Genomic DNA, 24440 nt, shown 5'->3' with positions numbered 1-24440 from the left:
TGCAAGCAGGATAACCAGGTCACACGATGCCCGCAGTCATCTTCCCCGGTCCCGAAGGCCGCCTTGAAGGCCGCTTCCAGCCCGCCACCCGTTCGCGCGCGCCCGTGGCCATGATCCTGCATCCGCACCCGCAAGCGGGCGGCACGATGAACGATCGCATCACGCAGGCTCTGTACAAGACCTTCGTGGCGCGCGGTTTCGCCACGCTGCGCTTCAACTTCCGCGGCGTCGGGCGCAGCCAGGGCAGCTTCGACAACGGCATCGGCGAACTGTCGGACGCGGCCGCCGCGCTCGACTGGGTGCAGTCCATCCACCCCGAAGCCTCGACCACGTGGATCGCCGGCTACAGCTTCGGCGCGCTGATCGGCATGCAGTTGCTGATGCGCCGTCCGGAAATCCGGGGCTTCATCTCGGTCGCGCCGCCGGCCAACATGTATGACTTCAGCTTCCTCGCCCCCTGCCCCGCCTCGGGCATCATCGTGCAGGGCAACGCCGATACGGTGGTGACGCCCAACGCGGTGCAGAAGCTGGTCGACAAGCTGCGCACGCAGAAGCACATCACGATCCACCATGACGAGATTCCGCGCGCCAATCACTTCTTCGAGAACGAACTCGACGATCTGATGAAGTCGGTCGACAATTATCTGGACATGCGGCTTTCGCCGGACTGCCCGATCAAGTGAGCGAAAGCGGTGGGCCTGCTTAGGCACGGCCCGCCGGTCCGCTGGGCAAAGCCCTATTGCGGCTGCGTATTCTGCGCCAGCGTGTTGCCCCCGGCATCGGGCAGCGTCCAGATGCCGAGGTTCACCAACATCACCGCCGCCAGCACCAGCATCAGCACGGGGCGCTTGCGCTCCCCGCGCCGGAACAGGACGAACGCGCCCGCCGCCAGTGCGATGGCGGCAAGCATCAACATGGACAGGACGGCGTCGAGCATCGATAGGCGTTAGCTCTTGAGGAAGCCCTGCGCCATACCCGCGATATCATCCATCACGCTGCCGTCCTGATCCTTGTCAAGAAAGCCGGTGATCTTGTCCAGCGCTTCGGGATGGCTGCCGATCATCGAGGCGAACTGGCCGAGCGAACCTTCGCCCCCGATATGCCCCACGATCTGCTGAAGCACGCCAGCGTCGACGCCCGAATTGGCGGCGGCGGTCTCGATCGTGTCACCCTTGGCCTGGTGGCCGGCGGCCAATGCGGCGATGGCGGTTTCGGCCGTCGCGGGATCGATGCCAACCTTGGCGGCAAGGTTCTTCACATCCACGTTGCTGCTGATCTGGCCGAGAATCGAATCGAAAATGCTCATGAGGAAGACTCCTGCGATTGGGCTCCGAACCACAGCCTAGCGGGACGGCGCGCCAGTTCCAGTGCAACATTCGCCGGCGCAGCGTAAGTTGTGCTGGACAAAGCCAAAAAGGCGGAGCCGGCAAGCCGCGTTTGACTTCCCACCGCCGCGCGGACAGGGTTGCGGCATGGTTACGCACGAAACGAACGGAATCACCCGCCGCGCCGCCTTGGGCGGCCTAGGCGCCACCGCCGCCGCCTTCGCGATCCCGGCCCGCGCAGCCCCCGCCTCGGCGGCGGACGCCAACGCCCTGCTGGACGGCATCGCGTGGCGGCTGCTGGATTTCTTCCCCGAAACCGCCACAAGCCTTGGCATCGACACGGGCGCGCACGCCGCGCTGCGTGCGAAGCTGGGGGACAAGTCGGCGGCCGCGCAACGTGCCATCGCCGCCCTGCTGCGCGCCGATCTGGCCCGGATCGCCGCCACCGATGCCTCCGGCCTCGACCATTCCACGCGCACCAGTCTGGCCGTGGTCAAAAGCGCCTACCAGACCGCGCTCGATGGGTTCGCCCTGCCCTATGGCGACATCACCGTCGGCAATTACCGCAACACGCCCTATGTCGTGATCCAGAACGTCGGCGCCTATCTCGACGTGCCGAAGTTTCTCGATTCGGATCATCCCATCGCCGATGCGGCGGATGCCGAAGCCTATCTCGCGCGCCTCGCCGCCTATCCCGGAACGCTCGACGCCGAAACGGATCGCCTGCGCGATACGGCAGCGCAGAGAGTGATCGCGCCCGATTTCCTGCTCGATAAGGCGCTGGCGCAGCTCGAAGCCTCGCTGGCCGACGCGCGCCAGGGTGGCGGACTGGTCGATTCGATCGACCGGCGCACGAAGTCGAAAGGCATCGCGGCCGACTGGGCCGGGCGCGCGCGCTCCATCGCCACCGGCAAGGTCGTCCCGGCGCTCGAACGCCAGATCGCCGAACTGCGACGCCAGCGTGCCAGCGCGGCCTCCGACGCGGGCATGAGCACCCGCCCCGACGGCGAAGCGTGGTACGCCTGGGCGCTACGCGCCAGCACCACCACGCGCATGACGCCCGACGAAATCCACCAGCTCGGACAGGAGGAACTGAAGGCGCTGCAGGCGCGTATGGACCCGATCCTGCGCGGGCTCGGGTACACCAAGGGCACCGTTGGCGAACGCATGACCGCGCTGGGCAACGACCCGCGCTTCCAGTTCCCCGACAACGACGAAGGACGCGCCCAGATCGTCGCGTTCATCCAGAAGCGGCTGGACTTCATCCGCGGGAAGCTGCCGCTGGCCTTCCGCAAGCTGGCGCGCGGCAATGTGGAAGTCCGCCGCCTGCCGCTGGCCGAGGAACCGGGCGCGCCGGGCGCCTATGGCGGCCCCGGATCGATCGACGGCTCGGTGCCCGGGCGCATGTGGATCAACCTCCACACCACGCGCCTGCACAGCAAGTACAGCCTGCCCACGCTGGTCCATCACGAAGCCCTGCCCGGCCACGTCTGGCAGGGCGAATACGCGCAGCAACTGCCGGTGATCCGTGCGATTCTGGCATTCAACGCCTACACCGAAGGTTGGGCGCTCTATGCCGAAACGCTGGGCGACGAACTGGGCGCCTACGATGGCGATCCGGTCGGCCAGCTCGGCTATCTCCAGTCAATCGCCTTCCGCGCTTGCCGCCTGGTGGTCGATACCGGGCTGCATTCCCGCCGCTGGTCGCGCGAGCAGGCGATCCGCTGGTTCGCGGAGACCAACGGATCGGGGATCGACGAGGTGACGAGCGAGGTGGATCGCTATTGCAGCTGGCCGGGGCAAGCCTGCGGCTACAAGATCGGCCATAGCGAGATCCTGCGCCAGCGCGCCCGCGCGAAGGCGGCATTGGGCGCTCGCTTCGACCTGCGCGATTTCGACGATGCGGTGGTCGGCGGCGGCAACGTTCCGCTCGACGTGCTGGGGCTCAACATCGACGAATATATCCGCACGGCCGGAAAATAGCGCCGCCACACTCGAACGCGGACGATCCGCCTTTGCCTTATCGTCCGCGCAACGCGCCCCAGCGGGCCGCGCCATCTTCGCCATAGAGGCGCGGCACGTCTGGCCCGCGATAAAACTGCGCGAACACTTCCGCGTCGTCAGGCAACAGCACCCACGGCTGCTTGCTTTCGGTGAAGATGTGCACGTCCGGCGGGCACAGGTCGGGATTGTCCAGCGTTCCGACGCGCACAAAGGCGGCCTTGTCGCCCGCCCCGCCATAGTGGCTCCACAGCGCCACCTTGCACGCCGGACACCGCACGATTTCCTGACCACGCCCGCTCTGCGATGGCGTCATGACGTGTTCGGGCGCGCCCTGCGCCACTTCCACGCGATCGGTCTCGATCACCGTGTTCAGAGCGAAGGCGCTGCCCGATTCGCGCTGGCACCAGCGGCAATGGCAGCAATGCGTGACGATCGGCGCATCCAGCAGCCGGTAACGGACATCGCCGCATGCACAGCGGCCTTCAGCAAAGACGGTCATGATCCTCTCCCTCTCGGGACAGGATGCGCAGCCCGCCGGCGGCCGTCAACGCCTCACGCGCTTTCGCACAACGCCTGCAACTGATCGGTGCAAGCGTTCCAGCCCGCCTCGAAGCCCATCTCCGCATGCTGGCGCATGGCTTCCTCGGTCCAATGCCGCGCCGAAGCGGTATAGCGCGTGCCATCGCCCTCGGGCGCGACTTCCCAGATGCCGATCATGAACGGCCCGGCCGGCTGGAAATCCACCGTCACCGCATCCGTCGAAACGAAGCGCCGCCCCTCATCCCAGGCCAGGAACACGCCTTCCTGCGGCATTTCCTCGCCGTCGGGGCCGTACATCACCATCGCGCACCGCCCGCCCGGCCGGCGATCCTGCTCCACGATCTTGGCGTACCACGGCTTCGGACACCACCATTCCTCCTGGCGGTTGGCCAGCACATCCCACACCCGCTCCACCGGCGCGGCGATATGGCGGGTAATCGACAGTTCGTGCATCCTCTCTCTCCTCAATCGCGATCCGGCGCGCCCAGCGGGAAATAGGCGCGAAAGGGCCGCGCATCCTCCACGCAGCGCGCCACCGCCGGCAGCGCCAAAAGGTGCGCGCGCCAGGCCTGCAGGCGCGGACAGTCATCCGGGATCGGATAGACCCAGTCGGCATAGAACAGCGAAGGCGCGGCCGCGCATTCGATCAGCGAGACCGCATCGCTGGCTGGGTCACTGGCCGCATAGGTTTCCAGCCAGGCATCGATCCAGCGATAGCTGCGGTCCAGCTGGGCCTCCACCCGCGCGCGGGTCGCGGGCGAAAGGGCGCCGTCGCGCAGCACTTCGGCCACGCTCTCCTGCATCACGTTCATCACGTAGTTGTCGAACACGCGGTCGAGCATCCGCGTTCTCACCGCTTCCGCCGGATCGGTCGGCAGCAGCGGCGCGGGGCCGGGATGGCGCAGCGCCAGCCATTCGATGATCGCGGTGGATTCGAAGATTTCCACTCCGTCATCGACCAGCAGAGGAAACTTGCCCGCCGGGCTGGCCGCCTGAACCCGCTCGGCGTTTTCGGGATGCTCCCCGTCCACGCCCCGGAAGGTGAACGGCGTGCCGTTGGCGTAAAGCGCGATCAACGCCTTCCACGTATAGGAGGAGAACACGTGGCCGTAGAGTTCCAGCGCCATGCTACCCTCGCACCGCCGCTTCGATTGCCGCGATGTCGATCTTGCCCATGGTCATCATCGCCTGGAACGCCCGCTCGCGCACGCCCGCATCGGGATTGGCCAGCGCCTCCGTCAACTGGCGCGGCGTGATCTGCCACGACAGGCCCCAGCGATCGCTGCACCAGCCGCACGCGCTTTCCGCCCCGCCGTTGCCGACGATGGCGTTCCAGTAGCGGTCGGTCTCTTCCTGCGTCTCGGTCGCCACCTGGAACGAAAACGCCCAGCTGTGCGTTACGTTCGGCCCGCCGTTCAGGCCCATGCACGGAATGCCGAGCACCGTGAACTCCACGGTCAGCACATCGCCCGCCTTGCCCGCCGGATAGTCGGTCGGCGCGCGGTGAACGGCGGTCACGCGACTGTCGGGAAAGGTTTCGGCATAGAACCGCGCCGCGGCTTCCGCTTCCTTGTCATACCACAGGCAGATCGTTGCTCCGGTCATGGTCAGCCTCCCAGCGCGCCGACGATGCCGAACTCCGCCCCTTGCGGGTCCGTGGCGATCACGATCCAGTCGTCGCCCGGAACCTGATGCGGGCCGTGCATCACCTTGCCGCCGGCGTTCTCGATCGCGGCCTTGGCGGCCGTGACGGAGGGAACGCGGAAATAGAGCCGCCACAGCGCGGCGCGCCCTGGCTCGAACAGCGGCAGCATCGCGCCCACGCGCTGGCCGTCGTGATCGATGAAGCAGTAATCGCCCATCTCGCCCATCGGCATCTTCTCGTTGAACTCGAAGCCGAAATGGCGCGCATAAAACGCCTTGGACGCTTCCAGATCGGGGCTGGCCAGCTCGTTCCAGCCCACGCGCTGTTCCGCCGTTGGCGAGAACACGTCGCTCTTCGCGTTTTCCTGGCCCGGCGGGGGCACGGGCGTCATCAGGTACACCGGCACGCCCTGCGGGTCCGCCACCATCGCGATGCGGCCGACCGGCAGTTCCGAGACCGGCATCAGTACCTTGCCACCCTCCGCCGTCACCGCCGCCAGCGCGGCATCGAGATCGGTCACGTGGAGATAGGGCAGCCACGCCGGCTTGGCCCCGTGCGCGATCATGTCGGCCGACAAGGCGAGCATTCCGCCGGCGCTGCCTCCGTCAGACCGGACGATGTGGCGGTAATCGACCGGTCCGGCCGCCTCTCCGCCACCTTCCACGGTCCAGCCGATCACGGCGCGGTAGAACGCGCTGGCTGCATCGGCATCGGGGGTCATCAGTTCGTACCAGATAAATCCGCCAGCCATCGTCATTCTCCCATCCGCACCACCGGCGTGAAGCCGCCGTAGATCATCCGCTTGCCATCGAACGGCACCGGATTGAGTTCAGCATTCCAGCGTTCGTCGCGCATCAGGTCTTCCATCCGCGCAAACACGCTGTCCCGCGTTGCCTTGTCAGGCCATTCGATCCAGCTGAAGACCACGGTTTCATCTTCCTTGGCCTGCACGGCGCGGCGGAAATCGGTAAGCTTGCCGTCGGGGATGTCATCGCCCCAGCATTCCCAGATGCGCGTCGCACCCTGTTCGATGAACAGCGCATCGGCCTTGCGGGCATGTTCGATAAAGCGTTCGCGATTAGCTGTGGGCACCGCGATCACGAAACCATCGAGTGGAGTAGGAAGCGCATAAGCGCTTCCCCTCCCCGAACCGTACGTGCACCTTTCAGCGCATACGGCTCTCTATTCAACCTTGGCCCAAGGCCATGGCGACATCATGATAGCGGGAGGTGACGGTGTTTCGAAGCTCGTCCCGATAGATGTAGGGATTTCGCTCCGGATTCCGCCACCGGAACTGCATCTTCTGGCTTGTGACCAGTCGTCGCAGTGCCTTGCCGACGGCATTGCCCTGATTGCTTCGACCGTAGACCAGCCACGTTTTCGATTGGCCGGTTTCCGGCATGCGGTACCATTTACGCATCAAAGGCTTGATACGGGACCGGTACTTCTGCGCCAACCAGTGCGCCATTTTCCAGAACACGACGGTGTCGATGCGCCGGAATGTGCGCGCCGTGAAGTCGGTGAACCTGTAGAACGCAGCCCACCCCGCCAGCTGGCGGTTCAGGCCGTCGATCATGTCCACCGCGGCAACCTCATGATTGCCGGAGAGTACCTCGACCAATCGGCGAGCAAAGGTCTTGGCCTTCTCCTTGGGTATCGTCGAGACCACGGACATGCGTCCGCTCGATCCCCGCCTGCGGATAATCCGGTGCCCGAGGAACACGAACCCGTCGTCGACGTGAGTGATATGGCTCTTGTCCATATTCAACGTCAGCTTCAGGTCGTCTTCCAGAAAGGCCCGGCATTCCTCGCGGATGGCCTCGGCATGTGCCTTGGTGCCCTTGACGATGACAACGAAGTCATCGGCGTAACGGCAGTAGGCGACAGCAGGTTTCCATTGCCGGTTCTCGCGAACCGTGATGGGGCGCCCCTGCTGGATGCCGAAGTTCCATGCCCAGCGATCCTTTCGCGCCTTGTCGCTCAGGTATTTCGCCTCCAGCCACGCATCAAACTCATGGAGCATGATGTTGGACAGGAGCGGCGATAGCACGCCGCCTTGCGGTACACCTTCGCTTGAGGCGACGAACAGGCCACGGTCGATGTGGCCAGCCTTCAGGAATCGCCAGAGCAGATCAACAAACCGATCATCCCGGATTCGCCGCCGAACGCAGCGAAGCAGAAGCCGGTGGTGGACCGTATCGAAGTAGCTCGCCAGATCACCTTCGATGATCCAGCGGCCCCGCGTTCCGGCACCACTATCCTGCAACTGTATCTTCACGGTCCGGACAGCGTGATGCACGCTGCGTTCCGGCCTGAAGCCGTAGGAGAGGCGATGGAAGTCGCTTTCCCAGATCGGCTCCATGGCCATCAGCATCGCGCGCTGGACGATGCGGTCCTGCAGGGTCGGGATACCCAGTGGTCGTTTCTTGCCATTGGCTTTCGGGATATAGATTCGCCTGACCGGCTGCGGGTGATAACTCCCCGTCAGCAAGTCCGTTCGCAGACTGGCCAGCTGTTCTGCCAATCCGGCCTGCATCCGTTGCTTGTCCATTCCGTCGATGCCCGGCGTATTGGCGCCACTCGACGCCAGCACGATCCGAGCCGCCTCGGCAAGCCACGCCCGATCGGCAATGAGCCGGAGAAGGCGATCGAACTTGCGGTTCTGGTCGCTCTCGGCCCACGTCGCGAGCTTGTGCTGCATTTCGCTGATTATCAAAGGTCTTCACCTCGTTTGGTCAGGTAGTTTGCACTTCAAGCTGATTGAACTGTCCCCCTTCGCCATGTGACAGGCTTTCCCTGTCGCGGACTACTACGGGGACTCCGCCAGCATGGTGGACATCGGGGCCAACTCCCTTGGCATTCCATCATGCCTTCCCTCGTTCATATGCTGGACTTTCGCGCGCTGGGGAGGCTGCCGGTCGCAGTCCTTGTCCTTGCGTCCCGCAAGTCGATGCCGATGCCATGGCCTGGCTGCATTCTCTCCATGGCTCCATGCGGGCGACCTACATATACGCCCGCATTCGGATGCCGCCGACATACGTCTCCGGCGCCATCATCAGCATTCCGCCTGTTAAGCCGTGTAGGCGAAGGCGACATTTCAGCCCTCGGATGCGGATTAACCGGTTCGTGTTCCTCAACCTTCCAGCGCTACAGCCTCGGGGACCATCTCGGCGTAACGGCTTCGCCTCAATCCCCTTTACCTGCGGGCTACGTCACCCTGCCAGTTGACGGCAGGTCACCGCCGCTTGGGCTCATGCCCCCTCACAGCAGAGGGCAAGGCATTCGTTCAATTCCTCCTTTCTCCTTTGCATTCCAGTCATATGCACCCCGGACCATCCGGGACGAGGCGCACTATAGGCCATGTCTCTCTCCCATTTCGGCCCGGCGTGAGGCCTTTTGTCATGCGTCGTTTCAGATTGGCGGCGCTTCTCCGCTGGCCACCATCGGGTCCATCCAGAACGGCCCCCAGACGTGTCCGTCGGGATCGGTCACGTCGCGGCCGTACATGAAGCCATGGTCCTGCACCGGGTTTACATCGACGAGACCACCGTTCGCGCCGGCCTTTTCGACAAAGGCATCCACCGCATCGCGCCCGTCGAGCGCCAGCGCGAGCGCCACCTCGCTCGATCCGGCCGCGGGGATCGGGCGATCGGTGAACGATGCCCACTTCTCGTGCGTCAGCAGCATCACGTAAATCGCATCGCTCCATACCATCGCGGCGGCGGTCTCGTCGGTGAAGCGGGGTTCGTTGGTGAAACCGACCGCCTCGTAGAAGCGGCGGGCGCGACCGAGGTCGGCCACGGGCAGGTTGACGAATATCATGCGCGTCACTGGTCTGCGCTCCTCTCTTGCGGGACCCGGAACAGGAACTCGAAATAGCGCCGCAAGTGCCGCAACGCATCGCGCGCCATGTCCGGTGCGGCGCTTTCCTCCTGCGTCTTGGCCACGACGAACGCACCCTGGATGACTACCTGCACATGGCGCGACAGGCTTTCGGCGGTCGTTCCCGTCACGCCGCGCTGGACCATGGCCTCGGCGATGTCCGCCTCCAGCGCCCTGGCGTTGCCCATGATGCTGGCCTCGCAGGCGATGCGGATCGCCACGCTGGAGCGGAACGCTTCCTGCACCATCGTTCCCGCCACGCAGCTGAACGATTCCACCGGCCCGCCGATCAGCGCCAGCCGCAGGTCGATATAGCCCAGAACTCGGTCCACCGGATCGGGATGATGGTGGAACGGCGCTTCGGCGAAGAACGCGCCGGTGCACTCGCTCCAGTAATCCGCCGCCGCCACGCCCAGCGCCTCTTTCGAGGCGAAGTGATGGAAGAACGCCCCCTTGGTCACCCCCGCCTGCGCGCAAAGCTGGTCCACCGACGTGGCCGCGAAGCCGTTCCCGCGCACCAGCAGCACCGCCGCTTCCAGCAGCTTCTCCTTCGCGTTGGTAGGCGTGGGCCGGAAGGGTCGATTCGGAACCATGACACGACCATACCAACCGGTTGGTATGGTGCAAGCGCCGGACCGACCGTTTCGTCGCGTTCCCAAACCGCTCGACTTGCGCGACCGGGCCGGAAATCGTGTTGCAGCCGCGCGCGCGGGCGTATAGGCGATGTCGCGATGACCGATATTCCGAACATCCAGCCCGACAGCCGAGCCACCACCGTGCTTCCCGCGCCGGACACGACGATCGACGCGCGCGAAGTTTTTGGCATCGATATCGACATGAAGGTACCCGCCTTCTCCGAAGCGGACGAACGCGTGCCCGATCTGGACGAAGGCTACGTCTTCGATCCGGACACCACGCTGGCGATCCTGGCGGGCTTTGCCTACAACCGCCGCGTGATGGTCCAGGGCTATCACGGCACCGGCAAGTCGACGCATATCGAACAGATCGCGGCGCGGCTGAAGTGGCCGTGCATCCGCATCAACCTGGATGCCCACATCAGCCGTATCGACCTGATCGGGCGCGACGCGATCGTGCTGCGCGATGGCCTTCAGGTCACCGAATTCCGTGAAGGCCTGCTGCCCTGGGCGCTGCAGACGCCGACCGCGCTGGTGTTCGACGAATACGACGCCGGCCGCCCGGACGTGATGTTCGTGATCCAGCGCGTGCTGGAAACCGAAGGCAAGCTGACGCTGCTCGACCAGAACCGGGTGATTCGCCCGAACCCGTGGTTCCGCCTGTTCGCCACCGCCAACACGGTGGGCTTGGGCGATACCAGCGGCCTCTACCACGGCACGCAGGCCATCAACCAGGGCCAGATGGACCGCTGGAGCCTTGTCGTCGCGCTCAACTACCTGCCGGCCGAGACCGAAATCGCGGTCGTGGCCAACAAGGTGGAAGGGCTGGACAAGCAGACCATCGCCGACATGGTCCGCGTGGCCGACCTGACGCGCAAAGGCTTCGTCAACGGCGACATCTCCACGGTGATGAGCCCGCGCACCGTCATCGCCTGGGCGCACAACAGCCAGATCTTCCGCGACGTGGGCTTCGCCTTCCGCCTCTCGTTCCTCAACAAGTGCGACGAGGCGGAGCGCGTGCTGGTGGCTGAATACTACCAGCGCGTGTTCGGCAAGGACCTGCCCGAAAGCATCGCCCACAAGGCGTAAGGCTGGGCGAGGCCGTAGCCTTGCCTCAGCCCACTATCCCGTCACCCCTGCCCACGCCGTCACACCGGCGAAAGCCGGGGTCTCGTGCGGCTCGGCGGCACCGTGCCGGGATTTTCCTGCAACCGCCTGAGACCCCGGCTTTCGCCGGGGTGACGCCACTCATTCTTTCCAGTTGCGTGCCGAAATCAGCCTCGATTCAGCCGTTGGGCAGGATCAGGTACTTCTCGCCCGTGCGCCGCGCGTTGTATTCCAGCACCGCCTCGCGGCTGAGGATGTCACTGAGCGGCACCCGCGCCTTGTAATGGCTGGCGAAGGTGGTGGTGATGTTGTCCATCACCCGCGCGCGCATCCGGCCGACGATTTCCGGGCCGGCCTTGGCCATGAACGGGGTCAGCAGCCAGCCGGCAAGATCCCAGGTCAACCCGAATGCGCGGTTCAGCACCGTCGGCCCCAGATCGAGTGCGCCATAGATATAGACCTTCTTCGGCGTGGACGAACCATAACGGCTGTAGGCCGCGCCCCGGCTTGCCGCCGCTTCCATAGCCGTGAGTATCTGCCCGGCCAGCGTGCCGCCGCCGATCGCGTCGAAGCCCAGCATCGCCCCGGTTTCGGCAATGGCGTCGATCAGCTTCGGCAGGAAATCGGGCGCGGTGGAATCGAGCACGTATTGCGCGCCCAGATCGCGCAGGATCTTCTCCTGCGCCGCGCTGCGCACGATGTTGACCAGCGGAATGCCGTCCTCCTGGCAGATCCGCACCAGCATCTGCCCCAGGTTCGAAGCCGCCGCCGTGTGGACCAGCCCGGTGAAGCCCTCCAGCTTCATCGTCTCGGTAAAGCCCAGCGAGGTCAGCGGGTTGACGAACGCGGACGCCCCCTGCTCGGCCGCAACATGATCGGGCAGCACGATGCAGGCGCCCGCATCGACCAGCCGGTACTGCGCATAGGCGCCGCCGGGCAGGCAGGTCACGCGCCGGTTCAGCAGCGCCTGCGCCTCGGGCGCATCGCCGGCGGCGATCACCGTGCCCGCACCTTCATTGCCCACCGGCATCGCCTCGCCGATCCGCGCCTTCATCGCGCGCACCGCGCCTTCAGGCATCCGCGCGACGAGCCGGCCTTCGGAATATTCCGCGTTCTCGACATCGGCCGGGCCGAACAGCAGCCCCAGGTCCGACGGATTGATCGGCGCCGCTTCCATGCGAATCAGCACTTCGCGCCCCTTGGGGGACGATACGGTCTGTTCGACCAGTTCCACCGTCAGCAAACCGTCCTCGCCCAGCGTGGACAGCAGTTGCAGGCCTTTGACATCGGACATCTTCATTCTCCCGGATAGATCGCCTTCACGAAGTAGAGCCCTTCCGGAGGCGCGTTAAGTCCTAATTTGCAACGGTCTTTCGCCGCCAGCGCGGCGGCGAGGTCGGCGCGGGTCCACATCCCCTGCCCCACCAGCGCCAGGCATCCCACCATCGAGCGCACCTGATGGTGCAGGAAGCTGCGCGCCGCCGCCTCGACGATCACGTGATCGCCCTCGCGCCGCACGTCCAGCCGGTCGAGCGTCTTGAGCGGACTCGCCGCCTGGCAATGGACCGACCGGAACGTCGTGAAATCATGGTGGCCGACCAGTTCCTGCGCCGCCGCGTGCATCGCCCCGGCATCCAGCGGTCGGGCGATGCGCCAGGCCAGCCCCGCCTCCAGCGTCAACGGCGCGCGGCGGTTGGCGATGCGGTATTCGTAGGCCCGCCCCAGGCAGGAAAAGCGCGCATGCCAGTCCGCGTCAACCACCCGCGCCTCCAGCACCGCCACCGCGTGCCCGGCCAGCCGCAGCCGCGCGTTCAGCGCCTCGGACAGGCGGAACGGATCGAAATCGCGCGCCAGATCGAAATGCGCGCGCATCGCGAGCGCGTGGACGCCGGTATCGGTCCGCCCGGCGGCATGGAGCGTCACCGCCTGCCCGGTGACCGCGAACGCCGCCTCCTCCACCGCCTGCTGCACCGATGGGCCGTGCGCCTGCCTCTGGAAGCCCATGTAGGGCTGGCCGTTCCATTCGAGCGTGAGCGCGAAACGGGTCATGCGGGATGACTCCCCGACCGGCAGCAAGCCGCCATCAGCCCAGCACCGTTCCGGCCAGCACCGCCCGCCCGCGCAGCAAAGCCGCCGTGTCCATCGCCGGCCGCCCGGCGCGCTGGACCGTCAGCGGGCGCAACGCGCCGGAACCGCACGCGATCGTAAGTCTGTCATCCAGCACGCTCCCCGGCGCGCCCTCTCCCGCGACGACTTCCGCCGCCAGCACGCGATAGCGCTCGCCCTCCAGCGCGAAGAACGCGCCCGGCGCCGGCGCGAACGCGCGCACCTGCCGTTCCACCTCCACCGCCGCACGCGTAAAATCGAGCCGGCTTTCCGCCTTGTCGATCTTGTGGGCATAGGTCACGCCATCCTCCGGCTGGGTCACCGGCGGGTGCCCCGGCAGGTCCGCCAGCACCCGCACCATCAGCGCCGCGCCGCTTTCGGCCAGTTCCGCCGTCAGCGCGCCCGCCGTCTTCGCGTCCACTGGCGTCGTCACTTTCGCCAGCATCGGCCCGGTATCCAGCCCGCGTTCCATCTGCATAATCGTCACGCCCGTCGCTTCATCCCCCGCCAGGATCGCGCGCTGCACCGGCGCGGCGCCGCGCCAGCGCGGCAGGATCGAGCCGTGCACATTGAGGCAACCGAGGCGCGGCGCATCGAGCACCGCCTGCGGCAGGATCAGGCCATAGGCGGCCACCACCGCGACATCGGCGTCCAGCGCGGCCAACGCCGCCTGTTCCTCCGCGCCTTTGAGGCTGGTCGGTGTTCGCACGGCGATGCCCAGCGCCTCGGCCGCGAGATGCACCGGCGATGGCTGGAGCTTCTTGCCGCGCCCGGCGGGCCGGGGTGGCTGGCTGTACGCCGCGACGACCGTGTGCCCGGCCGCCACCAGCGCGCGCAGCGTCGGCACCGCGAAATCGGGCGTGCCCATGAAGATGATGCGCATGGTGTGCGAAAAGCCTTCCGTTTGCCTGCGGCGGCCCTATCTGTGCAGCCATGGCATCGCAAGAGATCGAGGCGCTGGCCGGCGCGCTCGCCCGTCTTCCCGGACTTGGCCCGCGCTCGGCGCGCCGTGCCGTGCTATGGCTGATCAAGCGCCGCGAAACCGCGCTCACCCAACTTGTCGAGGCGCTCGCCACGGTGCGCGACCGGCTGGTGGAATGCGACACCTGCGGCAATGTCGACACCAGCAACCCCTGCGGCATCTGCGCCGATCCCCGCCGCGATTCGCGCGCGATCTGCGTGGTGGAGGAAGTGGCCGACCTGTGGGCGCTCGATCGCGCGCACCTGTTCACCGGCCGCTACCATGTTCTCGGCGGGCGCCTGTCCGCGCTGGAAGGCGTGCGCCCCGAAGACCTCGCCATCGCCAGCCTGCTCGATCGCGTGGCGGCGGGTGGCATCGACGAAGTGGTGCTGGCGATGAACGCCACGCTCGAAGGCCAGACCACCGCGCACTACATCGCCGAGCGGCTGGAAGCCTTTCCCGTCCGCGTCACCCAGCTCGCCCACGGGCTGCCAGTGGGCGGGGAACTGGATTACCTCGACGAAGGCACCCTCGCCCAGGCCCTGCGCGCCCGGCGGCCGGTGGGATAGCGGGGATTCGCGACGAACTGCGGCCGGACGAAGCCGCGTCGTCCCAAGCCTCGCCCCCTAACCGCAGCGTCCCTTGCGACTCCGCCGCAACGCGCTTATCTGCGCTTCATGGCTATCCGCGAAATCATCGAAGTCCCCGATCCGCGCCTCAAGCAGGTGTCCGCACCCGTCACGACGTTCGACGACGAGTTGAAGACGCTCGTCGCCGATATGTTCGAGACGATGTACGATGCCCCCGGCATCGGTCTCGCCGCGATCCAGGTGGGCGTGCCACTGCGCGTGCTGGTGATCGATCTCCAGCCCGATGACGAGGACGCGGAGCCGGAAGTCTGCACCGCGCACGGCGGCCACCACCACACGCACCAGCCGACGAAGCGCGAACCGCGGGTCTTCATCAATCCCGAGATTCTCGATCCTTCGGAAGAGCATACCATCTACAACGAAGGCTGTCTCTCAGTGCCGGAGATCTACGCCGAAGTCGAACGCCCCGCGCGCATCCGCGCCCGCTGGCAGGACGTGGACGGCACGGCACATGAAGAGGACATGGAAGGCCTGCTCGCCACCTGCCTCCAGCACGAGATGGACCATCTCGAAGGCGTGCTGTTCATCGACCACCTCTCGCGCCTCAAGCGGCAGATGGCGCTCAAGAAGCTGGAAAAGCTGCGCAAGGCTGCTTAAGCAGCCAAATCAGTTGCACAATCTCATGCTGATGGTACGATCCCTCTCTGTTCCAGAGAGGGAGGCGCCTATCGATTCGTCTAAACGCTTCTAGGTAGCGTCGTAACCTTACGCTCCTGACTGCGCCTGAGATTATACGCATGGGCACAAACCAACGCGAGAACGGCAACGCCGGAACTGGACAGAAGAAGCCAGATGCCTAGCCGCCCGGATCAAGAAACCTTTGTTCTCCTGCCTCACTATTCTCATCTGCATCAGGAATTGGCAAAAATCACAGCGAAAGGTCCCCGATATGGACCGTATGTATTCGCTGTGTTGCCTATACGACGGTGTACACTGGTTGATCATCGCGCCTTGCGGAACAATTTTGGCTTGTTCCGCAAGGGGTTTTGCATCTGACGCAGAAGCACTCGTCGACCTTCAGAGGCACCTCTGAGGGTCTTGCAGCACACGTTGCCGGCGGAGTTCTGCTCCGTCGGCAATTGTGGAGGATGTTGACTGATGGACTCGCCCCTTCTCCTGCTCGTTTTCCTGATCGTCGCCCTCGTCGTGGGGTTGACGATCGGCTGGTTTCTGGGCGGGCGGCCCGTGGCCGACTGGCAGCAGCGCCATGCCGAGCGGGACAGCGCGGCCAAGGCGCACGAGGCCACGGTCAAGGCGATGACGGTCGATCTCGCGGCGATGAGCGAGCGGGTGAAGCTGCTCGATCAGGTGACCGGGGAACTCGCCGCGATCCGCCAGGAACGCAACGCGCTCGCCTCGCAACTGGCCTCGGCCGCGGAACGCGCGCGCCATGCCGATGCGCTCGCCGCCGATCTCACCACTGCGCGGGAAGAGCGCGAGGCGCTGCGGGCCGAAGTGGCACGGATGAAGGCCGATGCCACCAACTTCGCCGAGCGCGAGCGCCTGCTGATCGAAGCGCGCGAGGCGTTACGCAAGGAATTCGAGGCGGCCGGCGCCAAGGTGCTGGAAGGCGCGCAGGAGGCGTTCCTGCGCCGCGCCGCCGATCGCTTCGAACAGAGCGAGAAGACCAGCGCCGAACGCCTGCGCACGCTGCTTGCCCCCGTGGGCGAACGGCTCCAGAAATACGAGCAGCAGGTGCAGGAGCTCGAAGCCAAGCGGGTCGATTCCTTCGGGCAGCTTTCGGGCCTGATCCAGTCGATGCGCGATGGGCAGGAGGCCGTGCGCGCCGAAGCCGCGCGGCTGGGCAATTCGCTGCGCAACGCGCCCAAGGCGCGGGGGCGCTGGGGCGAACAGCAGTTGCGCAACCTGCTCGAACAGTGCGGGCTTGCCGAACACACCGATTTCGTCACCGAACATTCGATCGACACCGAGGACGGCCGCCTCCGCCCGGACGCCATCGTGCGCATTCCCGGCCAGAAGAGCCTGATCGTGGACGCCAAGGTCTCGCTCAACGCCTATCAGGATGCGTTCGCGGCCGACACGGATGAAGCCAGGGAACATTTCCTCACCCTGCACGCCACGTCGATGCGCAACCACATCCAGCAGCTCGGCGCGAAATCGTACCAGAGCCAGTTCGACGATGCGCCCGATTACGTGGTGATGTTCGTGCCGGGCGAACATTTCGTCGCCGCCGCGCTCGAACACGATCCGGGACTGTGGGACTTCGCCTTCGAACGCAAGGTGCTGCTCGCCACGCCGACCAACCTCGTCGCCATCGCGCGCACGGTCGCGATGGTCTGGCGGCAGGATACGATCGCGCGCGAAGCGGTGGAGATCGGCAAGGCCGGGACCGAGCTTTACGATCGGCTCGCCGTCGCTGCCGAGCATCTCAAGCGCGTGGGCGGGGGGCTGAACAGCGCGGTCGAAAACTACAACAAGTTCGTCGGCAGTTTCGAACGCAACGTCCTCTCGGCCGGCCGCCGCCTGCGCGACAAGGGCGTCTCGATCGGCAAGCGCGAGATCGAGGAAGTCTCGCTCGTCGAATCCGCGCCGCGTTATGCCGAAAGCATGGCGGTAGAGCCTTCGGAACTTCCCGCGCCGCAACAGGTTGATACAGAGGACGACATCGCAGCGACGGCGGGGTAAGATGAGGTTACGGGGGCGATGGCTGGCATTCGCGGCGCTGGGCGCTCTGGCCGGCTGCGACCGCGCCGCGCCCGAGCAGCATTCTCCTGTCGCCACGCCTCCGGCCGAAGCCGCGTCGGACCCGGCGGAGGCAAGCGCCACGCCCGAACCCGAACCGACGCTCGAGCCTTCCCCCTCCCCCACGCCCAGCCCGACCCCGACCGAGGCGCGCTTTGCTCCGCGCGAGGATTGCGACAAAGCCGCCGGCTGGAAAGCGTTTCGGGGCCGGCTGGCAACCGCCGTCACGGCCCGGGACGCTACCGCTCTGGCCGCGCTGGCCGATCCCAACATCCGGCTCGATTACGGCGGGGGCAGCGGCGCCGACGAATTGAAGAAGCGGCTGGCCGATCCCAAGGCCGGGCTGTGGCAGGAACTGGACCGCATCCTGCCGCTCGGCTGTTCGATCGAGGGCGGGCTGGCGGCGATGCCCTGGTACTTCTGGAACGTGCCAGACGACGGCGATCCCTATACCACGATGCTGGCAACCGGCCCGGACGTGCCCCTGCGCGCCACGCCTTCGGCCACCGGGGAAACCCGCGCCACGCTCGACTGGGCCATGGTCTCGATCGCGTCCGAAAGCTTCGATCCCAAGGCGCGCTTCACCCGTGTCAGGCTGATGGCGTCCGGCCAGAAAGGCTATGTCGAGACGGCGAAGCTGCGCAGCGTGATTTCCTATCGCCTGATCGCGGAACCACACGACGGCGGCTGGAAAATCACCGCGCTTATTTCGGGCGACTAGCCTTTGGATTTGGCCGTGGGCGCGCCGTGCAGTTCCAGCGTGTGCCCGCCGGATTCGATCCACAGGCGATCGCCGTTGCGCCGGAAGCGCGGGGCACCGGACAGGAGCGCGTTCACCGCTTCCTCCTGCTGCCCCACCAGCCCTTCGCAGAACATCCGCGTAGAGATGAGCGGCCCGGCGACCAGCCGATCGCCCTCCACCCGGTATTCGCCGCCGATGCCGTTGCAGCCGACGCTGGCCGAAAGGCGCGTTTCCGCGAAGCCCATCCGGGCGCGATCAGGCGCGGCGGGGGCCTTTCCGTCAATGCTGGCGATGATCCATTGCGTGCCGACAAGGCCCGGCGCGCCACCGGCCGCCGGCGTCGTGCAGCCTCCGGCCAGCAGGCTGGCCAAAAGCGCGAAGGCGGCAAGGATCGGAACGTTGCGCATGATACCGTCTTATAGAACGGCGCGATGATCATACGATTAATGCCAATGGCGTCGTTTCACCCCTCGAACGATGCCAGCACCTCGTAGGCCAGCACTGCCCCGGCCACCGCCGCGTTCAGGCTGTCGGCCCGCCCCTTCATCGGCATGGTCACGCGCAGGTCGCAGGCCATTTCGTAGTCCTCGGGCAGCCCGCGCGATTCGTTGCCGACCATCACGAAGCACGGCGCGGCGTAAGGCGCGCCGCGATAGGGCACCGCCTCGCGCAGCGACGCGGCAACAAGCTGCCCCTCGCCCGCGCGCAGCCAGCCGATGAAATCGTCCCAGCGCGCTTGGGCGAGCCGCTGGGTGAAGATCGCCCCCATGCTGGCGCGCACCGCTTCCACCGAGAAGGGATCGGCGCAATCGTCGAGCAGGATCAAGCCGCCCGCGCCTACCGCGTCGGCCGTGCGCAGCATGGTGCCAAGGTTGCCGGGATCGCGCATGGCCTGCGCCACCAGCCAGATCGGCGCGGCGTGGCGGTCGATCGTGGCAAGGCCGGTATCCCATTCGGCGAAGACGCCGGCCACGGCCTGCGGATTGTCCTTGCCCGTCACCTTGGCGAGCAGGTCTTCGGGCAGTTCGAGAACATCGCCCCCGGCTGCGGCGACGGTCTGTTCCAGCACATCAAGCAAGGGGTGCGGCTCGCGTCCCTGCGCCATCAACAGGATTTCCGGCACGCGGCCGCCCTCGCGCGCGTCGGTCAGCAGGCGTAGCCCTTCGGCCAGAAAGCGCTGCTCGCGCTTGCGGTGCTTCTTGTCGCGCAACGAGCGGACGAACTTGACGGTCGGGTTGGAGAACCCGGTGATGGTCTTGCGCACCGGCCGTTCAGTCTTCGCCGAAACCGTCCTTGATCAGGCCGGACAGCTTCATCAGAACGTTGTCCGCCTCACCTTCCGGGCCGGCGACGATCACGTCGACCGTGTCGCCCTTGGCCGCGCCCAACATCATCAGGCCCAGGATCGAGCCGCCTGCCGCCTCGGTTCCGTCCTTCGCCACCGTCACGTCCAGCCCGGCGGGCAGCTTGGCCACCGCGTTCACGAACTTGGCGCTGGCGCGGGCATGAAGGCCGCGCTGGTTGACGATGGTGACGGTCTCTCGGGCGACGTAGCTTGATTCAGCCATGCTTCACGCGTCCTGTCCCAGAAATTCGGATGCGATCGTTATGTAGTTGCGGCCCGCTTCCCGCGCGGCCACCGTCGCTTCCCGAAGCCCCATGCACACCCGTGCCTTGGCAAGACGGATCAGCATGGGAAGGTTGATGCCGGCAATCACTTCCACCTTGCCCGCCTGCATCAGCGAGATGGCGAGGTTGGACGGCGTGCCGCCGAACAGGTCGGTGAGGATGATCACGCCATCCCCGCTGTCCACTCGCCGAATCGCATCGGCGATTTCCTTGCGGCGCTTTTCCATGTCGTCGTTGGGGCCGATGCATACAGCGATGACATCGGATTGCCGGCCGACCACATGCTCCATCGCATGGATGAATTCATCGGCGAGCGCGCCGTGGGTTACGAGAATCAGACCAATCATGAAACAGGATGGCTCCGAAAGACGGCCGAGCATCTTATCCCGCCCATGCTTAACGCAGGCTTTGCAGGATCACGCGATACGCGAAACCGTTGGCAATTCCATTGCACGTCTTCCAGAGCGACCTCACCCAGTCTCTCGCCGGTCGTCTTCGAGCAGGTCAGCCGCCCGTGACGCCAAGTTTCTGTGCTGCAATGTGGGAGAAAATCCGGCGTCGCGCAAGGCGGAAGCGATCTGTTCGGCCATGAACACCGAACGATGGCGCCCACCGGTGCACCCGAAAGCAATGTTAACGTAGGCTTTTCCATGCTCCTCGAAGCGCGGAAGCAGCAGCAGCAGGAGATCGCGAATCCGGGCGAACGCCTCGTCGAACGCCGGGTCCTGGCGGATATAGTCGCCCACCGGCGCGTCCTGCCCCGTCATCGGGCGCAGATCGTCGATCCAGTGCGGATTGGCCAGGAAGCGCATGTCGAAGATAAGGTCGGCCAGCGGGGGCATCCCGCGCGAAAAGCCGAAGCTGGTGATGGTCACCGTGGTCCGCGCCGGCCCCTGATCGCCGAACCGTTCGCGGATCGTGCGTTGCAGGTCGTTGGTGGTGAAGCTGGTGGTGGAAATGACCACATCCGCCCAGCGCCGCAACGGCTCCAGCAACTCGCGCTCGGCGGCGATGCCGGTCGCGGCCGGCTTGCCCTCGCTCATCGGATGGCGGCGGCGCGTCTCGTTATAGCGGCGTTCGAGTTCGGTGCCGGCGCAATCGAGGAACAGCGTGGTGATCGACAGGCCGGGGCGTTCGGACAGGCCCTTGACCAGTTCGATGGTCTTGGCGGGATCGAACCCGCGCGTGCGGGTGTCGAAACCGATCGCCAGCGGCGTGCCGGAATCAAGCGCCGCCGAACCGCGTTCGGTTTCCAGCAGCCGGTCGAGCAGGCGGATGGGGAAATTGTCCACCGCTTCCCAGCCCATATCCTCCAGCGTGCGCAAGGCCGTGGTCTTGCCCGCGCCAAGAACGCCGGTCACCAGCAGGATGCGTTGGGGTTGATCCTCGGATTCGCGCGCCATGGCAGCCTTCTGCGCTTTCCCGCGCGCCAAGGAAAGAACTCTCGGCAATCGGTTCCTTTGGAAATCCGGCCTCTCAGAAATCCGGAAGGCCGAATTGCCTCAGCGCCACTTCGGCACGCAACGCCAGCGCCGGCGTATCGGGATAAAGCCGGATCATGGGCAGCGCGCACCCCGCCAGCACCGCGCTGTCCGCCGCCGCGACGAACCGCGGCGCGGCGGCATCCAGCCGCACCACCAGCGCCAGCGGCACGCCACCCACTGCCGGCATCTCGACAAGACCAAGGTTGCGGATTTCGAGCTTGCCGGCGATCCGGGGATGCGGGCTGGCGATGACACGCCCGTTCCGCGCCTCGATCAGCACGCCGTCGTCGCCCACCAGCGTCGCCCCGCGGTCGATCAGCGCCAGAGCCAGGCTGGATTTGCCTGCCCCTGGCGGTCCTTCGATCAACAGCCCCTGCGTTCCGATCATCACGCAGGTGCCCTGATGCGCGATCAGCGTCAGCGCGTCGGTCATGCCGTATCCTCCCGGTCCAGCGGCAGTTCCAGCAACAGACAGGCCCCGGCCGCTCCGTCGGGCCTGTCGGTGATCGTCAGGGCGCCATCGTGCGCTTCCGCGATCGTGCGAGCAATGGCCAGGCCCAGCCCGCTGTGCGAACCGAACGCCTCGTCGGCCGGGCGCACCGAATGGAACCGCTCGAACACTTTTTCGCGTTCGCTTTCTGGAATGCCCGGCCCCTGATCGGATACGGAAAGCCAAACGTTCGCACCTTCCCCCCCGACCGCGACATCGACCACACCCTCGGGCGGCGAGAACGACACCGCGTTGTCCAACAGGTTTTCCAGCACGCGTTCGAGCCGCGCGGCATCGCCCCGTACCAGCGCACCACCCTCGCCGCGCGCAAAGCGGATGCGCACCGCCGCCCGATCCGGCCTGGCATCGCGCGCGCCCACCACCTGCGCCGCCAGATCGGCCAGATCGAGCCGGGTGAAGGTCGCCCGGCTCAGTTCCGCGTCGATCCGGCTCGCATCGGCGATTTCCGTAATCAGGCGGTCGATGCGCTGGACGTCGTGCGCGGCGATCGCGGCCAGTTGGCGGCGCAAGGCAGGGTCCTCGATCCTTTCCATCGCCTCGATCGCACTGCCCAGCGACGCCAGCGGATTCTTCAATTCGTGCGCCACGTCGGCGGCGAAGCTTTCGACCGCGTCGATCTTCTGGCGCAGCGCGGCCGTCATGTCGGACACGGCGCGCGCCAGCAGCCCGATCTCGTCCCCCCGGTCGGGCAGGCGCGGCACCACCACCTCACGCTCTCGCCCCAGCCGCACGCGCACCGCCGCGCGGACCAGCGCGCGCAAGGGCTGCACGATCGTCCGCGCCAGAAACAGCGACAACTGGATGGACAGAAGCAGCGCCAAGCCGATGATGATGACCAGCGTCTGTCGCGCGTCTCGCACCGCCTGCGTGATATCCAGCGCGTTGCGCGTGGTCAGCAGCATGTCCCCGTCCGATCCCACGGGCGTCGCCGCGCTGATCACCGGCGTCCGGTCGGGCGCATAGCGCAGATAGACCGCTGTCGCCCGGTGTTGGCGGGCGGCGGTGATTTCCGGCCATTTTCCGGCATCGGGGCTGGCCGGTTCGCGGTAGTCGTCCACTTTGGGCGCCCCCACGACCAGGTCCACGCCCCGGTCGAGAAGGCGGGCCGCTTTCTGGTACCACGGCTCGGTTTTCGGATCGATCAGCGCGAACGACGGCCCCGCCAGGGCAAAGCTGTCGGCCACCAGCGCATTGTCCGCGCCATAGAGCCGCAAGCGCAGCCGCTGCTCCGAACCGATTCGCGCGATCAGCATCCGGCGATCGGGCAGCGCGACCGGTTCGACGGCATCGGCGATGATTTCCGCTTCGGCCCGCGCCAACTTGAAACGTTCCTTGAGGAGCTGCGTGCGATAACTGTCGAGGTAGAAGAAGCTGCCCGCCAGCAGCGCCAGCGCGATCACGTTGACGGCCAGGATGCGCACCGTCAGCGACGGGCCGCGCGTGCGCGTCAATCCGATGCGCGTAAGGCCAAGGCGCCCGGCGCGCTGGGGCGCCGGTTCGGCAAGGCCGTCATTCATCGGCAAAGCTGTATCCCGCGCCATAAAGCGTCTCGATCGCGGCGAAGGCGGAATCGGCAGCGCGGAACTTGCGGCGCAGGCGCTTGATGTGGCTGTCGATCGTGCGATCATCCACGAACACGTCATCGTGATAGGCCGCGTCCATCAACTGGTTGCGCGTCTTTACCACGCCCGGCCGCAGGGCCAGAGCCTCCAGTATCAGGAACTCGGTCACCGTGAGCGAAACCGGCGCGCCGTTCCATTCCACCAGATGCCGGGCCGGGTCCATCACCAGCCTTCCGCGCCGGATCGGATCGGGAAGCGGCTCGGTCGGCGCCGTCTCGGTTGCGTCGCGGCGGACGATTTCGCTGCGCCGCAAGATAGCGCGGATGCGGGCGATCAGCAGCCGCTGGCTGAACGGTTTGGCAATGTAGTCGTCCGCGCCCATGGCGAGGCCCAGCGCCTCATCCGCCTCGTCGATCTTGCTGGTGAGGAAGATGACCGGCAGATCGCTTTTCTCGCGCAGCCGCCGCAACAGCTCCAGGCCGTCCATGCGCGGCATCTTGATGTCGAACACGGCAAGGTCCGGGGGGTTGTCGAGCAGGGCCTTGAGAGCGGCCGCCCCATCCGAATAGAGCCGCGTCACGAAACCCTCGGCCTGCAGCCCGATGGACACCGTCGTCAGGATGTTGCGGTCGTCATCGACCAGGGCCACGGTCGCAGCCCGATGCGGGATCGCGGTTTCGTTGCCGGTCATCGTCTTCGCATAATCGCCCGTCGAAGTTCCGGCAAGGCGCGCCTGTCGATAGCCGCATCGCGGGGTCGTTACAGACGCAACCTGCCCGCCGCTCAAATTGTGCATCGCAGCACTAATTGTTGCAGAAAATGCAACTAATGTGCAAAAAACTGCACATTTCGTGGGATTTGACGCGATGCCGACCACGCACTATGCGCAATCGGGAATCAACGCATTCGTATTCGCAAAGCGCCGCCCGCGCAGCCCGGAAATGACCCCGGTCC

The 24440-nt window shown here is 66.1% G+C and carries 29 protein-coding genes; 7 read left to right on the top strand and 22 right to left on the bottom strand.

Annotation, left to right across the window (positions count from 1 at the left end; all coding sequences use genetic code 11):
• Positions 1–26 precede the first annotated feature (26 nt).
• A complete protein-coding gene (locus FA702_RS16270; protein ID WP_136956945.1) occupies positions 27–683 on the top strand; it encodes an alpha/beta hydrolase in 657 nt (218 codons plus the stop codon).
• Positions 684–736: 53 nt separating this feature from the next.
• On the opposite strand, the gene FA702_RS16265 is transcribed toward FA702_RS16270, so the two are convergent.
• Positions 737–937, bottom strand: a complete 201-nt coding sequence (locus FA702_RS16265; RefSeq protein ID WP_136956944.1) for a hypothetical protein — start codon at positions 935–937, stop codon at positions 737–739.
• 9 nt (positions 938–946) lie between these two features.
• A complete protein-coding gene (locus FA702_RS16260) occupies positions 947–1306 on the bottom strand; it encodes a hypothetical protein (protein ID WP_136956943.1) in 360 nt (119 codons plus the stop codon).
• A gap of 166 nt (positions 1307–1472) precedes the next feature.
• Here FA702_RS16260 and FA702_RS16255 point away from each other — a divergent pair, with 166 nt between their 5' ends.
• Positions 1473–3308, top strand: a complete 1836-nt coding sequence (locus FA702_RS16255; protein ID WP_136956942.1) for a DUF885 family protein — start codon at positions 1473–1475, stop codon at positions 3306–3308.
• A 37-nt stretch (positions 3309–3345) separates the two neighbouring features.
• On the opposite strand, the gene FA702_RS16250 is transcribed toward FA702_RS16255, so the two are convergent.
• The 9 genes from FA702_RS16250 to FA702_RS16210 all read right to left on the bottom strand — a co-directional run bounded on the left by FA702_RS16250 (position 3346) and on the right by FA702_RS16210 (position 9989).
• A complete protein-coding gene (locus FA702_RS16250) occupies positions 3346–3828 on the bottom strand; it encodes a GFA family protein (protein WP_124808435.1) in 483 nt (160 codons plus the stop codon).
• 53 nt (positions 3829–3881) lie between these two features.
• Entirely contained in the window at positions 3882–4322 is a 441-nt protein-coding gene (locus FA702_RS16245) for an SRPBCC family protein (protein ID WP_124808434.1), read from the bottom strand.
• 11 nt (positions 4323–4333) lie between these two features.
• Entirely contained in the window at positions 4334–4996 is a 663-nt protein-coding gene (locus FA702_RS16240) for a glutathione S-transferase family protein (protein ID WP_136956941.1), read from the bottom strand.
• A gap of 1 nt (position 4997) precedes the next feature.
• Positions 4998–5474, bottom strand: a complete 477-nt coding sequence (locus FA702_RS16235; protein ID WP_136956940.1) for a VOC family protein — start codon at positions 5472–5474, stop codon at positions 4998–5000.
• A 2-nt stretch (positions 5475–5476) separates the two neighbouring features.
• Positions 5477–6265 carry a VOC family protein gene (locus tag FA702_RS16230; protein ID WP_370385480.1) on the bottom strand — a complete coding sequence of 263 codons (789 nt, stop codon included), beginning with the start codon at positions 6263–6265 and terminating at the stop codon, positions 5477–5479.
• Positions 6266–6267: 2 nt separating this feature from the next.
• Positions 6268–6615: a DUF1428 domain-containing protein gene (locus FA702_RS16225; protein WP_136956938.1), complete on the bottom strand. Its 348-nt coding sequence runs from the start codon at positions 6613–6615 to the stop codon at positions 6268–6270.
• Positions 6616–6700: 85 nt separating this feature from the next.
• The gene (ltrA, locus tag FA702_RS16220; RefSeq protein ID WP_210417560.1) at positions 6701–8230 is read right to left on the bottom strand and encodes a group II intron reverse transcriptase/maturase; all 1530 of its coding nucleotides are present in this window, start codon (positions 8228–8230) and stop codon (positions 6701–6703) included.
• Between the two features lie 695 nt (positions 8231–8925).
• On the bottom strand, positions 8926–9345 hold the full coding sequence (locus FA702_RS16215) for a VOC family protein (protein WP_136956937.1): 420 nt from the start codon (positions 9343–9345) through the stop codon (positions 8926–8928).
• A complete protein-coding gene (locus FA702_RS16210) occupies positions 9342–9989 on the bottom strand; it encodes a TetR/AcrR family transcriptional regulator (RefSeq protein WP_136956936.1) in 648 nt (215 codons plus the stop codon). The genes FA702_RS16215 and FA702_RS16210 overlap by 4 nt, the downstream gene beginning before the upstream one ends.
• Positions 9990–10127: 138 nt before the next feature.
• Here FA702_RS16210 and cobS point away from each other — a divergent pair, with 138 nt between their 5' ends.
• Positions 10128–11120, top strand: a complete 993-nt coding sequence (gene cobS, locus FA702_RS16205; protein WP_136956935.1) for a cobaltochelatase subunit CobS — start codon at positions 10128–10130, stop codon at positions 11118–11120.
• 196 nt (positions 11121–11316) lie between these two features.
• Here cobS and FA702_RS16200 read toward each other — a convergent pair whose 3' ends face one another.
• The 3 genes from FA702_RS16200 to fmt are packed head-to-tail and all read right to left on the bottom strand — an operon-like array spanning position 11317 to position 14127.
• Positions 11317–12432: a zinc-binding dehydrogenase gene (locus FA702_RS16200; RefSeq protein WP_136956934.1), complete on the bottom strand. Its 1116-nt coding sequence runs from the start codon at positions 12430–12432 to the stop codon at positions 11317–11319.
• 2 nt (positions 12433–12434) lie between these two features.
• Positions 12435–13187, bottom strand: coding sequence for a tRNA pseudouridine(38-40) synthase TruA (gene truA, locus FA702_RS16195; RefSeq protein WP_136956933.1), 753 nt, complete (start codon positions 13185–13187; stop codon positions 12435–12437).
• A gap of 34 nt (positions 13188–13221) precedes the next feature.
• Positions 13222–14127, bottom strand: a complete 906-nt coding sequence (fmt, locus tag FA702_RS16190) for a methionyl-tRNA formyltransferase (RefSeq protein WP_136956932.1) — start codon at positions 14125–14127, stop codon at positions 13222–13224.
• Between the two features lie 50 nt (positions 14128–14177).
• On the opposite strand from fmt, the gene recR reads away from it, so the two are divergent.
• The 4 genes from recR (at position 14178) to FA702_RS16170 (ending at position 18279) form a co-directional block, all read left to right on the top strand.
• Complete coding sequence (recR, locus tag FA702_RS16185) at positions 14178–14774, top strand: recombination mediator RecR (protein WP_136956931.1); 597 nt, start codon at positions 14178–14180, stop codon at positions 14772–14774.
• Positions 14775–14882: 108 nt separating this feature from the next.
• Entirely contained in the window at positions 14883–15452 is a 570-nt protein-coding gene (gene def, locus FA702_RS16180; RefSeq protein WP_136956930.1) for a peptide deformylase, read from the top strand.
• 501 nt (positions 15453–15953) lie between these two features.
• Positions 15954–17501, top strand: a complete 1548-nt coding sequence (gene rmuC / locus FA702_RS16175) for a DNA recombination protein RmuC (RefSeq protein ID WP_136956929.1) — start codon at positions 15954–15956, stop codon at positions 17499–17501.
• A 1-nt stretch (position 17502) separates the two neighbouring features.
• The gene (locus FA702_RS16170; protein ID WP_136956928.1) at positions 17503–18279 is read left to right on the top strand and encodes a hypothetical protein; all 777 of its coding nucleotides are present in this window, start codon (positions 17503–17505) and stop codon (positions 18277–18279) included.
• Here the strand turns inward: FA702_RS16170 and FA702_RS16165 are convergent.
• From FA702_RS16165 to FA702_RS16130, 8 genes are all read right to left on the bottom strand, one after another.
• Positions 18276–18707, bottom strand: coding sequence for an META domain-containing protein (locus tag FA702_RS16165; RefSeq protein ID WP_136956927.1), 432 nt, complete (start codon positions 18705–18707; stop codon positions 18276–18278). The two genes, FA702_RS16170 and FA702_RS16165, sit on opposite strands and share 4 nt — an antisense overlap.
• A 56-nt stretch (positions 18708–18763) precedes the next feature.
• Positions 18764–19564, bottom strand: coding sequence for an RNA methyltransferase (locus FA702_RS16160; protein ID WP_136956926.1), 801 nt, complete (start codon positions 19562–19564; stop codon positions 18764–18766).
• 7 nt (positions 19565–19571) lie between these two features.
• Entirely contained in the window at positions 19572–19868 is a 297-nt protein-coding gene (locus FA702_RS16155) for an HPr family phosphocarrier protein (RefSeq protein WP_136956925.1), read from the bottom strand.
• A 3-nt stretch (positions 19869–19871) separates the two neighbouring features.
• Positions 19872–20276 carry a PTS sugar transporter subunit IIA gene (locus FA702_RS16150; protein WP_136956924.1) on the bottom strand — a complete coding sequence of 135 codons (405 nt, stop codon included), beginning with the start codon at positions 20274–20276 and terminating at the stop codon, positions 19872–19874.
• A 123-nt stretch (positions 20277–20399) separates the two neighbouring features.
• Positions 20400–21332: an RNase adapter RapZ gene (gene rapZ, locus FA702_RS16145; RefSeq protein ID WP_124808414.1), complete on the bottom strand. Its 933-nt coding sequence runs from the start codon at positions 21330–21332 to the stop codon at positions 20400–20402.
• Between the two features lie 73 nt (positions 21333–21405).
• Positions 21406–21846, bottom strand: coding sequence for an HPr kinase/phosphorylase (locus FA702_RS16140; protein WP_210417559.1), 441 nt, complete (start codon positions 21844–21846; stop codon positions 21406–21408).
• Positions 21843–23441 carry an ATP-binding protein gene (locus tag FA702_RS16135; protein WP_255504616.1) on the bottom strand — a complete coding sequence of 533 codons (1599 nt, stop codon included), beginning with the start codon at positions 23439–23441 and terminating at the stop codon, positions 21843–21845. Before FA702_RS16135 ends, FA702_RS16140 begins: the two co-directional genes overlap by 4 nt.
• On the bottom strand, positions 23434–24177 hold the full coding sequence (locus FA702_RS16130) for a response regulator transcription factor (RefSeq protein WP_136956922.1): 744 nt from the start codon (positions 24175–24177) through the stop codon (positions 23434–23436). Before FA702_RS16130 ends, FA702_RS16135 begins: the two co-directional genes overlap by 8 nt.
• Positions 24178–24440: the final 263 nt, after the last annotated feature.

The sequence above is a fragment of the Novosphingobium sp. EMRT-2 genome, from assembly GCF_005145025.1.
Lineage (GTDB): Bacteria > Pseudomonadota > Alphaproteobacteria > Sphingomonadales > Sphingomonadaceae > Novosphingobium.
The sequence above is the reverse complement of the archived record's forward strand: the minus strand, read 5'-3'. Positions and strand labels throughout refer to the sequence as shown.